We start from the raw sequence: 13,157 nt of genomic DNA on the forward strand, positions 1-13,157 counted from the left end.
AGTTTGTTTAGGGTTTATATATTAGGTTTTAGAACTTATCGTTCATTAAGAGTTAAGCTTATTCTATTATAGCAGATTTGTCAATCCTGTCATTCTATAAGATGGGGTATCTTGACATGGTCGAGTTATAGTGTTATACTCTGGTGAATGGTGTTTTGGTTCATTTTAGTTACTCAGCAAGGAGGAAAGCATGAGTAGACTGAGAGTAGTTCTGGTTGGTCTTCTGTCTCTGGTAGTACTACTGGCTGGAACAACGAGTTCGCAGGCCAAGGATCGAAATGAAAAACTGAAGGATGCTGTTCCGGTGATTGCCGTGGCCTGGGAAAACGCCCAGCCACAGTATGAGCATGAACTTCAGGTTGTGTTCATGTATTACAATGTGGAAATGACATTGGCTGAAGTTTTCAGTCATGCCAGATTCATGGTTCCTAACAGGACGAATGAACTGGGCTGTCTGGTCTATGAGGATTCAGGTTTTGTGCCTTTCAGTCGGGTTGTGGTTTGTCCAAAGGACAAGCGAGTGATTGTGCAGGATGATCTGAGTGCTGGAGCAAGTTTGAGCTTCGCTACCAAGTTGAGACCTTACTATCTGCCTCACCTTCTTGGCGCGTTGTATGACATCGACACAAGCAGGATTGTTGATTGCGAAGGCAACGCAGAAAAATGTTCTTCATTGATGAAGAGTGAATAAGTAAACCTAAGAGTTAATCAAATCATATTTGGTTGACTCTTTTTTTTTGTAAATTTAGCCAATGTCTGGCAAGGTTTATTGACAAAATATAAAAAATGTGCTATAGTGTCTTTGTTACGTGGCTCCAGCTTGGCTTACCCCCAAGTTGGTTGGTTCTTTCACACCGGAGGCGCAAGATGCGTCGTGTCTCATTTTTGGTAATTGTAGTGATAGCAGTTTTGTTTAACGCTCAGGCAATGGCCTGGGAGAAGTTTGAAGATGAGCAGATCAACACTGAAGAGCAATTAATGCTCATGGTTGATTACTCCAAGCCGATTCCTGCGCTGACCGTTCTCCAAGTCAAGGTTGAAAAACAAACCAAGACAATTAGAAAGGAGAATGGGGCAACCTGCGAGCAAGAGGTTTCTCGTAAGAATGTGTATGGCCGTCGAGTCATGCCCGAACTTACGCCAGAAGGAGAGCAGATAGTAATTTATCTGCAGCCGATTCCTGAGTTGGACTGGATTGTAGTCAAGCCTCAGGAGCAGAAAGCAATGGCTGTAGTTTTACTACCTGGTTCTCGCACCGCCTACTATCCTTTCAAGTTAGTCAAAGAACTTAAGGATGGCAGCAAGCTTTATTCTTTGTCCATTGACACGGTTGTGCAATGCGACGCTGAAGGTAAGTGTCAAACCGAAGAAAAGAAATAGAAAGGAGAAGGTTATGATTCTTGATTCATTTTGTGCAGCCGCGGTTTCGCTTTTGGCTTTGTTCTTGATTATGGTGGGTTGCCTGGCAACTGCCAGTGGTGCAGTGCAGGCGTTTGTAGCCCTGTTTGCCACCAAGGTAATTCTGGGCAAGGTAGCATTCTTTCTCGGGATGTCGATTCTGGGAGTTGCTGCCTTTGTAACAGGGCTCAAGCTGGATAACCTATCGGTAGATTAGTTTTTATCTCAACCAAAGAGCTGACTTCTCATACGAAGTCAGCTCTTTTCTTTTAAAAAGATTGAAAAATTATTAAATTAAGTGTATGTTTAGGATATGAAATCTTTAATTAAAAAATTTATTCCTAAAAACCTATTAAGTTGGTATCACAAAGGTCTGGCCCTGTTGTCAGCTTTAGTTTATGGTTATCCAAGTAATAAGATGACTGTGATTGGCGTAACTGGAACGAATGGCAAGTCGACTACTGTAGCTTTAATTTCCAAAGTGTTAGAAATTGGTGGTTTTAAAGTTGGTGCAACCTCAACTGTAGGTTTCAAAATTGCGGATAAGGAATGGTTGAATGATAAAAAAATGACCATGCTGGGTCGGTTCAAGTTACAAAGTCTTTTACATGAAATGGTTAAAGCTGGCTGTCAGTATGCAGTGATTGAAGTTTCGTCTGAGGGAATTAAACAGTCCCGACATTTAGGGATTAATTTTGATTATGCGATATTCACAAATTTAACTCCGGAACATTTAGAGTCGCATGGTGGATTTGAGAATTATAGGCGAGCTAAGGGCGAGCTTTTTGAACATTTGACACGCAAAAAAAGAAAAAAAGAAAAAAAGAAAAAAATATCAATTGTAAACCTTGATGATAAGCACGCAGAATTTTTTATGAAATTTAAGGCAGACAAAAAATTTGGTTTTTCAATAAAAAATAAAAATGCTGACTTGGTTGCTGAAAATATTCAGGTTACTACCAGTGGAACTTCGTTTCAAGTTAAGGATGTTCAAATCAATCTAAAATTAATTGGCGCTTTTAATGTTGAAAACGCTCTGCCAGCTATTGCTATTGCTCAGCAAGAAGGTATTAAGTTAGAAAAAATAAAACAGGGATTAGAGTCTGTTCAGGTTGTTCCTGGTCGAATGGAATCAATTGACGAGGGACAAAACTTTTCAGTGATAGTTGATTATGCCCCAGAGCCTGCTTCAATGGGGAAGCTTTATATAACGATTGACGTACTTCGGCAAGCTCAGCATGACAATCGTGTTATTCACGTGTTAGGATCTTGTGGGGGTGGTCGAGATAAAGCGCGTCGACCGATTCTTGGAAAGATGGCTGGGGAAAAAGCTGACATCGTAATTATTACAAACGAAGATCCTTATGATGATGATCCAATGCAGATTATTAACGATGTTGCAGTTGGTTCTATTGAAGCAGGAAAAATTATAGATAAAGATTTATTTAAAATATTAGATCGCAAACAAGCGATTGAAAAAGCTCTTTCTATGGCAAAAGAAAATGATCTGGTTTTAGTGACCGGTAAAGGTTCTGAACAGCGTATGGCAGTTGCAGGTGGGAAATATGTGGAGTGGGATGATCGTGCCGTGATACGTAAAATATTGCATTCAAATTGAATCTTACTATAGGTTCATTGAAAAGAGGATAGAATGATTGAGTTAGACCCTACACTTATTAAGCCTAGATACGCTTGTCCATTTTTTGGTTTTGCCCGTAGTGGCGGTAGGTTGGTGGTTAAGCATGGTGATTGCTGTTGTTTGCAAAATGGGCGTGTTTGTACTTTGAAAATTACAGGGAGGAAGCCAGATTGGGAAGATTGTGGATCTAATTGTAATGAAAATTTTGAGAAAGTGGCAAGTCTTGCTAGGTTCTGTCGAATTTTTCCAAGTGAGTTTGCTCCACAACAAGTGGATGATAGGAAAAACTGGACAGGGATTTCTCTGAAGGTGTGGGTTGAATATGTAATGGGTGAAAATGTACCAAGACCGTAACATGAATCATTCCAAAATCTATCACAAAGGCTTCTGTTAAAACAGAGGCTTTTTTTATTTAATTTTACACAAAATGTTATCCACAAAAATGTTCTATTGACAGGTACATGATAATTTGATAGTCTATTTATAACTAATCTTCATTAACCCTCAGGAAGACTTAGTCTTGCGATTGGAGAGTCGGGGACTTTAGGTTTTCACTAAACTACATGCTAGAGGGCTTAGATTTCCACAATTTGATAAATTAATAACAATAATCCCCGTTCCGTCCCGGGAGGGGGAGTGTTTTTTATGTCTAAAAATATTGAACCAAGAAAGTACTTTTCTGACTTTTACAAATTCGACTTACCGGATTTGATTGAAATTCAAAAAAATTCCTACGATTGGTTTATGCAACAAGGTCTACGTGAACTGTTGCATGAGCTTTCACCGATCATTGATATTTCAGATAAAGGCCTGCAATTATCATTTGATGACTATTATCTAGATGAGCCAAAGTTTGATGAAGTAACCTGCAAGGAAAAAAATGTTACTTATGAGGCACCACTTAGAGTTAAGGTTTCTTTGCATAATACAAAGACCAAGAAAAAGGATGCACAAGAAATATTTTTAGGTGACTTCCCTCTAATGACAGATAGAGGAACTTTCATTGTAAATGGAATTGAAAGAGTGGTTGTTTCTCAGATTATCCGTTCTGCTGGTGTGTTTTTTACTTCAAATTTTGTTCGTGAGAAAAACCGAGTTTTTTATGGAGCTAAGATCATCCCAAATCGTGGAGCATGGTTGGAGTTTGAAACTGATGCTAATAATGTAGTTTGGGTAAAGATTGATCGTAAAAGAAAAGTTGCTGCCACTTCATTATTACGTGCTTTTGGTGTTGATACAGATGCTGAGATTCTTAGTTTATTCAAGGACGTAGAAACTCATCCAGATATTAAATATATTGAGGCAACTCTTGCCAAGGATGCATCAAAAACTCAGGATGAAGGTTTAATTGAAGTTTATAAAAGAATTCGTCCAGGTGATATGGCAACAGCTGAAAATGCTAAGTCACTTATTTTTGCGATGTTTTTCAATTTTGACAGATATGATTTTGCTAATGTAGGAAGATACAAATTAAACCAAAGATTTAATACAGAATATCCTTTAACTGAAGAACACCGATTCCTTAAAATTGAGGACGTAGTAAATGTTATTAAAGAAATTGTTAGATTAAATATTACCCAGGATCCAGCTGATGATATCGATCATTTAGGAAATAGAAGAATTCGAGCTATTGGCGAATTGATTCAGAACAAGTTTAGAGTTGGTCTTGCTCGAATGGAAAGAATTGTTAAGGATAGAATGAGTACAATGGATCCTACAACTTTGACATCTTCAAAGTTGATTAATGCTCGGCCTGTTATTGGAGTAGTTCGAGAGTTTTTTATGTCTTCTCAGTTGTCTCAGTTCATGGACCAAACTAATCCTTTGGCTGAATTGGAACATAAGCGTCGAATCTCTGCTATGGGACCAGGTGGTTTATCTCGTGAACGTGCTGGATTTGAAGTTCGTGATGTGCATACCACTCATTATGGTAGAATTTGTCCAATTGAAACGCCAGAAGGTCCAAATATTGGGTTAGTTGGTCATTTAGCTTCACATGCCCGTGTTAATAATTATGGTTTTATTGAAACCCCATATTTAAAAGTTAAACATAAGGTAACTAAAGACTTAAAAGATCCAAAGACTGGTGATGTTTTATTCAAAAAGGGGCAGGATGTAACTGGTTTGTCTTTGGAGCAAAGTTCAATCCCAACCAATGAAATAAGAGATAATGTTGAAACTCGATTAACTGATAAAGTTGAATATTTAAATGCATTAAAAGAAGAAAAAACAATTACTACTTCATTTACTTCTGCCGTCGATAAAAATGGTAGATTTGAGAATGAGAAACTTGACACTCGGCATTTTGGGAAGCCAACAATTGATTATACGTATAATATTGATTACATGGATGTGTCTTCTAATCAGATTGTGAGCGTAGCTACTTCTTTAATTCCCTTTTTAGAACATGATGATGCTGTACGTGCATTGATGGGATCAAACATGCAACGTCAAGCGGTTCCTTGTGTTAAACCTCAATCACCTATTGTCGGTACAGGTATGGAGAGTGTTGCTGCTCGTGATTCTGGTCATGTGGTTTTGGCCGAAGCTGATGGTGAGGTAACTGCAGTTCAGGGAGATAAGGTTGAGATGTTAACTAAGAAAGGCGAAGTAAAAGTATACAACTTGAATAAATTTGTATGTTCCAATGCCTCAACAAGTATAAATCAACGACCGATTTGTGATGTTGGAGATAAAGTAAAAAAGGGCCAAGTTTTGGCGGATGGTCCAGCTATTCAGAATGGAGAATTAGCACTTGGGCAGAATGCACTAGTTGCTTATATGGCATGGGGTGGCTATAACTATGAGGATGCGATCATTGTTTCAGAGAACATGGTACGTGATGATCGTTTTTCTTCAGTACATATTGAAAATTATACAATTGATGTCCGTGATACTAAACTAGGTTCAGAAATGGTCACTGCTGACATCCCAAATATTAGTGAAGAAAAATTAAAAAATCTTGACGCTGAAGGTGTTGTCCGGATTGGAGCAACTGTTAAGTCCGGTGATATTTTAGTAGGAAAAATTACACCTAAGGGAGAAACTGAACTTTCAGCAGAAGAAAAATTATTAAAAGCTATCTTTGGTGAAAAGGCTAGAGATGTGCGTGACACTTCATTACGGTTAGAACATGGTGAACATGGTAAGGTTGTAGATATTAAAATTTTCTCTCAAGAAAATGGTGATAAATTATCACCAGGTATAATAAAGTCAATTCAGATTACAATTGCTAATTTGAGAAAGATTCAAGTAGGTGATAAATTGGCTGGTCGACATGGTAATAAAGGTGTTATATCAAAGATTGTGCCGCTTGAAGACCTACCTTTCATGGAAGATGGTACACCGGTAGATGTTATTTTGACTCCACTTGGAATTGCGTCACGTATGAACTTGGGGCAAATTCTAGAGACACATTTAGGACTAGCTGCAGATAAACTTGGCTATAAAGCTGCTACTCCAGTTTTGAATGGTATTCATGAAGATCAGATAAAAGAAGAATTGGTCAAAGCAGGATTTCCTGAAGATGGACAATTGACTTTATATAATGGTCAGACGGGAGAACAATTCGAAAATAAAGTAACTGTTGGTTATAACTATATTATAAAACTTAATCATATGGTTGAGGACAAGATCCATCAGCGGTCAATTGGTCCTTACTCATTGATTACCCAACAGCCTCTTGGTGGTAAAGCTCAATTTGGTGGTCAACGTTTTGGAGAAATGGAAGTTTGGGCGTTGGAAGGTTATGGTTGTGCCCACACCTTGCAAGAGATTTTAACGATCAAATCGGATGATGTTTTGGGTCGTGCAAAAGCGTATGAGTCGATTATTAAGGGAGAGCCTATAAAAAGATTAAATGTCCCAGAGTCTTTCAATGTATTGGTTCGTGAACTGAAAGGTTTATGCTTAGATGTTGAACTGTTGAAAGATGGAAAAAGGATTAAAGTTGACGAAAAAGACTTTGAGGATAAAAAAACTAAAAAATAATATACATATAACATGTAACATGTGACATGTAACATCAATTTTAGTGGTGATACATGATACATGATATATGATACATGATTATAAAATATGGGTTTAGAAAGCTTAAAGATAAATGACTTTGATGCAATCCGTCTTAAGTTGGCCTCACCAAGTGATATTCATGAATGGTCACACGGCGAAGTTGTTCGGCCAGAAACTATTAACTATCGTACTCAGAAGCCAGAAAAAGATGGTTTGTTTTGCGAGAAAATTTTTGGTCCGAGTAAGGATTGGGAATGTTATTGTGGTAAATATAAAAAAATTCGATATAAGGGAATTGTTTGTGATAAATGTGGTGTTGAAGTGACTCGTGCAGTTGTGAGACGTCAGCGAATGGGCCATATTGATTTGGCAGTGCCAGTTTCGCATATTTGGTTTTTAAGAGGAATCCCCTCAAAGATTGGTCTAATTTTAGATTTGTCGATACAAAGATTAGAAAAAGTTATTTATTTTGCCAATTTTATTGTCACTGATGTTGAAGAAAATCTAAGAAAAGAAGAGGTTGAAAAGGTAAAAAAGGAATTCATCTCAAAGCAAAAATCTTATGCTGCTCAGTTAAATCAAAAAGTTGAATTGATCAAAGCTAATGATGAAATGAAGAGTGCTGACAAAAAACAAGCAATTAAACAATCAACGGAAGAAAATCAAGTTTTGTTAGAGGAACTACAAGAAGATTTTAGTGATGCAGAAAAGGAATTAAAAGAATTAAAACCATTGAAAATTATTTCTGAAATTGAGTATCATGATTTGTCATTAAAATATGGACATGTGTTTGAGGCTGCGATTGGAGCTGAAGCTATTCGCAAGCTTTTGGAAAGAGTTGATTTGAAAAAGTTGGTTACTGAATTAGATTCTGAGTTGAGCACAGATAAAAGTGCAGGAAAAAAGAAATTGATTAACAGGGCTAAGTTGCTTAAGAGTTTACTTCGTAATAAAATCAAGCCAGAACAAATGATTTTGACGGTTATACCCGTTATCCCTCCAGATCTAAGGCCGATGGTACCACTTGACGGTGGTCGTTATGCAACCTCAGATTTAAATGATTTATATAGACGAGTAATTTCTAGAAATAATCGTTTACGTCGTTTGAAAGAATTGAATGCCCCAGAAGTTATTATTAGAAATGAAAAACGAATGCTACAAGAAGCTGTTGATGCTCTAATTGATAATTCTGCGAGACAAAGTAAAACAACAACTGCTTCAACTGGTCAAAAAAGAAAATTGAAATCGATTGCTGATTATTTAAAAGGTAAAAGAGGTCGGTTTAGACAAAATTTACTTGGTAAGCGTATTGATTATTCTGGGCGTAGTGTAATTGTTATTGGTCCTGATTTAAGATTACATCAATGTGGCTTGCCAAAGAAGATGGCTTTGGAATTATTTAAACCTTTTGTTATTAGTGAATTGATTAAACGAGAATACGTACATAATATTCGAAGCGCTAATCGTTTTATTGAAGCTGACCGAGCAGAAGTTTGGGATATTTTAGAAAATATCATTAAAGATGCTCATGTCTTATTAAATCGTGCTCCAACCTTGCATCGTTTAGGAATTCAAGCTTTTCAGCCAGTTTTAATTGAGGGAAGGGCTATTCAATTGCATCCATTAGTATGTTCAGCTTTTAATGCTGACTTTGATGGTGATCAAATGGCAGTACATGTACCTTTAACGGAAGAAGCAAAAACTGAGGCTCGTGAACGTATGTTGTCAAGTAAGAATTTGCTCAAACCGGCAACAGGTAATTCAATTACCACTCCAACTATGGATATGGTTTGGGGCGCTTTTCATGTGACTTACATGACTAAGGAAGATGGGCCAATTAAAATGTTTTCCACTGTAGAAGAAGCCAAGATCGCCTATGATCTTCGCAAGATTACATTGAAACAACCAATTAAAATACAGGTAAATAAAAATGAATTAGGAAAGAAGATAAAGGAAGAAACGTTTGAAACATGTTTGGGTCGAGTTTTGTTCAATAATTTACTGCCTGATAAAATTCCATTTTACAATGAAGTGATTGATAAAAAGAAGATGGCTGCTATTGTTCAATTGTGTTTAGAGTTTTATGGATTTGATGAAACAGCTGAAGTTTTGGATGCAATTAAAGATTTTGGTTTCAAGCAATTAACTAAGTCTGGCTATTCATGGGGAATGGGTGATTTACCTGAGGTTAAAGGCAAAGGAGAATTAGTTCAAAAAGGTCTTAAGTCCGTTGAAGAAGTTCAAGTTCAGTATGAAGAGGGTCTTTTGACTAATGATGAACGTTATAGCAAGATTATTGAGACTTGGACCAAGATCAAAGACGAGGTTACTGCACAAAGTCAAAATGTTTTACCAGACGGAGGTCCGGTTTTCACTATGATTAGTTCAGGTGCTCGTGGTTCTTGGGGACAGTTAACTCAGATGCTCGGAATGAAAGGGCTAGTAACTAATCCAGCTGGACAAATTATTGAATTGCCAGTTAAGGCGAATTTTAAGGAAGGATTTACAGCTTTAGAATATTATATTTCAACTCATGGTACTCGAAAAGGTTTGTCTGATACTGCTCTTCGAACTGCTAATGCTGGATATTTAACCAGGCGTTTAGTTGATGTAGCTCAAGACGTAGTTGTACTGAAAGATGATTGTGGTGATGATGTTGGTCGAGTTATTACTCGTGAAAATAGTGATAAAATGAATTTGAATTTCATAGAGCGAATTACTGGTCGATATCTTATTGACCCAATTAGAAATGAAAAGACTGGCCGAGTTGCAGTTAAAGCAGGCGAATTGATTACTCACGAGATTGCTAGAAAATTAGAAAAAATTCAATTTGAATCTGCGAAAATTCGTTCAATGCTTACTTGCCGATTTGATAAAGGTGCTTGTCGAAAATGCTACGGCTATGACCTTGCTTATAATCAGCCAGTTGAATTGGGAACTGCTGTAGGTATTATTGCAGCGCAGAGTATTGGTGAGCCTGGAACTCAGCTAACAATGAGAACCTTCCATACTGGTGGTGTAGCTGGTGGTGATGATATTACTCAGGGGTTACCTCGAGTAGAAGAAATTTTTGAGTCTCGTCCGCCAAAGAAAAAAGCTTTAATCGCTGAAGTTGGTGGTTTGGTTTCAATTGAGGAACAGGCTAGAACTATAATGGGTCCAAAAGGTGAAATTATTGCTAAGACATCATTTGGTCAAAGAATTTTGAAAATTCGTTATGACGAAAAAGAAGAAGATGTTTACAAAATAAAAGAAGGCTTCACAATCAAGGTAAAAGAAGGTGCCTTGGTTAATGAAAAGGAAACCTTGTATATTGATGATAAGAAGAAAAAGATAAAGTCCAAGCGCCACGGCACAGCCAAGATTGAAGAAGGTGTTTTGAGAATTGTGACTGAGATTGATAGTGAAAAAGAATATATCATTCCACCAGGAACAGTCGTCTGGGTAAAAGATGGTGATTTGATTGAAAAGGGAGCTCAGTTGACTGAGGGGAGTTTGGAATTAGCGCAGTTATATAAAATTAGTGGACGTAATGCTGTGCAAGATTATATTATTAAGGAAATTCAGTATATTTATTCTTCTCAGGGTCAAAAGTTAAATGATAAACATGTGGAATTAATTTGTCGACAGATGTTTTCTCGTGTTTATATAACTGATTCCGGTGATACTGATCTATTAGAAGGTGAGATTTCGGAAAAAGCAAGTTTTGTTAAAGCTAATGAAGCTTTGAAAAAAGGTGAGAAACCAGCAACAGCAGATGAGATTTTCCTAGGAATTTCCAAGATTTCTCTATCTACTAGTAGCTTTTTGTCAGCTGCTTCTTTTCAGGAAACTGCCAAAGTTTTAATCAATGCTGCAGTCACTGGTAGAATTGATCATCTAGAGGGTCTAAAAGAAAATGTTATTATTGGTCGATTGATTCCAGCTGGTACAGGGTTTAAACATTATCATAAAGATACAGAGAAAAAAGAAGTAAAGAAATGATAATAATGTAGAGCGTAACATAATCACATACCAGGCATTGGCAATTACGTTGTTGCTATGTGATAAATGTTATGAGTTACGTATTTAGAAAGTATGAACAAATACGGTATTATAAAAAATCTAGTTTTGTTTCTAATTGTATTCCTGTTTATTGCAAGTATTTTTAGTTTGTATAATGTATCAGAAAAAGAGGTTGGTAAGATTGATATTCAGAAAATGGTACAGGAGATTAATGAAGAAAAAGTGCAAAAAATTGATGTTCAGGGAGACATGTTAAAGATAACCCTACTAGATGGTACAAATCAAGAATTAAAAAAAGAAACTTCTGAGTCATTGTCAGAGTTATTAAATAATTTTAGTATTTCGGAAGACAAGATGAAGAAATTTGCCATTGAAGTTAAAGACGAAAGTGGTTTTAAATACTGGATGGGAGCTATTTTACCATTTTTAATTCCGCTTCTGTTTATCGGAGTGTTTCTTTGGTACATGCTACGTCAAGTTCAGGGTGCTAATAGTCGAGCCATGAGTTTTGGTCAGAGTCGAGCGCGAGAGGTTAAACAATCAGGTAAAGATAAAGTTACATTTAAGAATGTAGCAGGTGTTAAGGAAGCCAAAGAAGAACTTCAAGAGATTGTTGAATTTTTGAAATTCCCTAAAAAGTTTACCACCTTAGGTGCTAAAATTCCTAAAGGTGTTCTTTTAATGGGGTCACCTGGAACGGGTAAAACTCTTTTGGCAAAAGCGGTTGCGGGTGAGGCAGATGTGCCATTTTTTTCAATTTCAGGATCTGAATTTGTAGAAATGTTCGTCGGTGTTGGTGCTTCGCGTGTACGAGACTTATTCAAAAAGGCCAAAAAGAATTCACCATGTATAGTTTTTATTGATGAAATTGATGCGGTCGGTAGACAACGTGGTGCAGGACTAGGAGGTTCTCATGATGAGCGTGAGCAAACCTTGAATCAGATTTTAGTAGAAATGGATGGCTTTGATCCACACGCTAATGTCATTGTCATGGCCGCAACGAATCGCCCAGATGTGCTTGATCCAGCTTTGCTTCGACCAGGAAGATTTGATCGGCGGGTGATATTAGAATTGCCAGATATAAATGATCGTGAAGAAATTCTAAAAGTACATTCTAAACAAAAACCTTTATCAAAAGATATAGACATGCGACGAGTTGCTGAGCGCACACCAGGTTTTTCTGGTGCAGACTTGGCAAACTTGTTTAACGAGGCTGCTATTTTAGCAGCACGCAGGGACAAGAAAAAGATTGATCAAAAAGAATTGCTAGAGAGTATTGAAAAGGTTATGTTAGGTCCAGAGAGAAAAAGTCATATTTTGTCTGCTGCGGAAAAAAAGGTAACTGCAGTTCATGAAGCTGGTCATGCTCTAGTATCACATATTCTGCCTAATTCAGACCCTGTTCACAAAGTATCTATTATTTCTCGTGGTCGAGCAGCTGGCTATACAATGAATTTACCTGAGAAAGATAAATATTTACATTCTAAATCAGAGTACATTGATAATTTAGCAGTGCTTTTGGCTGGTCATAAGGCAGAAAAACTTGAATTTGGTGAGGTTACAACTGGAGCTTCAAATGATCTTCAGCGAGCAACAGATTTAGCGCGCAGTTTAATTACCCAATATGGTATGAGTGATGATCTGGCTCCACGAACCTATGGTGATAAAGACGAAATGATTTTCTTGGGTAGAGAAATTTCAGAAAAGAGAAATTATTCAGAAAAAGTAGCTGAACAAATAGATAGTGAAATAGACAAGCTAGTTTTACAAGCAGCTCAAACAGCAGAGAAGGTAATTTCTGAAAACAAGGATAAAATGGAGAAAATAGTAAACGAATTATTAGAAAAGGAGAAAATAGAAAAAGACGAATTCTTGTTTTTGGTTGATGGAATTAAACTTCCTGCCCCTAAAGATTCAAAAGATAAGAAGGACAAAGAAGATAAAGAAGCAACTTCTTCAGATGAATCCGAGGAAAAAAAGGAAATAAAAAAAGATAAAGAAAAAGCTTAATGTTCCCGGGATGGATTCGTTAAGTTCAGTATAGAAAATAGGCATTCTTGTGGGGAGGTGCCTATTTTTGTTTTATTATTTAAAAGTATTAGTA

At 36.9% G+C, this 13,157-nt stretch carries 8 protein-coding genes; all 8 read left to right on the forward strand.

Features of this window, described 5'->3' with window-relative positions:
- The first annotated feature begins 190 nt into the window (after positions 1–190).
- On the forward strand, positions 191–691 hold the full coding sequence (locus HN643_02485) for a hypothetical protein (protein MBT7500511.1): 501 nt from the start codon (positions 191–193) through the stop codon (positions 689–691).
- Between the two features lie 176 nt (positions 692–867).
- Positions 868–1,380 carry a hypothetical protein gene (locus tag HN643_02490; protein MBT7500512.1) on the forward strand — a complete coding sequence of 171 codons (513 nt, stop codon included), beginning with the start codon at positions 868–870 and terminating at the stop codon, positions 1,378–1,380.
- Between the two features lie 13 nt (positions 1,381–1,393).
- Entirely contained in the window at positions 1,394–1,615 is a 222-nt protein-coding gene (locus HN643_02495; GenBank protein ID MBT7500513.1) for a hypothetical protein, read from the forward strand.
- A 96-nt stretch (positions 1,616–1,711) separates the two neighbouring features.
- Positions 1,712–3,016: a UDP-N-acetylmuramoyl-L-alanyl-D-glutamate--2,6-diaminopimelate ligase gene (locus tag HN643_02500; GenBank protein MBT7500514.1), complete on the forward strand. Its 1,305-nt coding sequence runs from the start codon at positions 1,712–1,714 to the stop codon at positions 3,014–3,016.
- A 33-nt stretch (positions 3,017–3,049) separates the two neighbouring features.
- Positions 3,050–3,391, forward strand: a complete 342-nt coding sequence (locus tag HN643_02505) for a hypothetical protein (GenBank protein ID MBT7500515.1) — start codon at positions 3,050–3,052, stop codon at positions 3,389–3,391.
- Positions 3,392–3,682: 291 nt separating this feature from the next.
- Positions 3,683–7,027, forward strand: a complete 3,345-nt coding sequence (locus tag HN643_02510) for a DNA-directed RNA polymerase subunit beta (protein MBT7500516.1) — start codon at positions 3,683–3,685, stop codon at positions 7,025–7,027.
- An 87-nt stretch (positions 7,028–7,114) separates the two neighbouring features.
- Positions 7,115–11,032: a DNA-directed RNA polymerase subunit beta' gene (gene rpoC / locus HN643_02515; GenBank protein MBT7500517.1), complete on the forward strand. Its 3,918-nt coding sequence runs from the start codon at positions 7,115–7,117 to the stop codon at positions 11,030–11,032.
- Between the two features lie 93 nt (positions 11,033–11,125).
- The gene (locus HN643_02520) at positions 11,126–13,063 is read left to right on the forward strand and encodes an ATP-dependent metallopeptidase FtsH/Yme1/Tma family protein (protein ID MBT7500518.1); all 1,938 of its coding nucleotides are present in this window, start codon (positions 11,126–11,128) and stop codon (positions 13,061–13,063) included.
- Positions 13,064–13,157 lie beyond the last annotated feature (94 nt).

It is taken from the genome of Candidatus Falkowbacteria bacterium (genome assembly GCA_018674305.1).
In the GTDB taxonomy this organism is placed as follows: Bacteria; Patescibacteriota; Patescibacteriia; order UBA11705; family JABHMO01; genus JABMRF01.

Excerpts from the sequence above, each read along its gene's own strand:
- HN643_02500 (MBT7500514.1), top strand. The coding sequence starts at position 1,712 with ATGAAATCTTTAATTAAAAAATTTATTCCTAAAAACCTATTAAGTTGG.
- HN643_02520 (MBT7500518.1), top strand. The coding sequence starts at position 11,126 with ATGAACAAATACGGTATTATAAAAAATCTAGTTTTGTTTCTAATTGTA.
- HN643_02485 (MBT7500511.1), top strand. The coding sequence starts at position 191 with ATGAGTAGACTGAGAGTAGTTCTGGTTGGTCTTCTGTCTCTGGTAGTA.
- rpoC (MBT7500517.1), top strand. The coding sequence starts at position 7,115 with ATGGGTTTAGAAAGCTTAAAGATAAATGACTTTGATGCAATCCGTCTT.
- HN643_02510 (MBT7500516.1), top strand. The coding sequence starts at position 3,683 with ATGTCTAAAAATATTGAACCAAGAAAGTACTTTTCTGACTTTTACAAA.
- HN643_02505 (MBT7500515.1), top strand. The coding sequence starts at position 3,050 with ATGATTGAGTTAGACCCTACACTTATTAAGCCTAGATACGCTTGTCCA.
- HN643_02495 (MBT7500513.1), top strand. The coding sequence starts at position 1,394 with ATGATTCTTGATTCATTTTGTGCAGCCGCGGTTTCGCTTTTGGCTTTG.
- HN643_02490 (MBT7500512.1), top strand. The coding sequence starts at position 868 with ATGCGTCGTGTCTCATTTTTGGTAATTGTAGTGATAGCAGTTTTGTTT.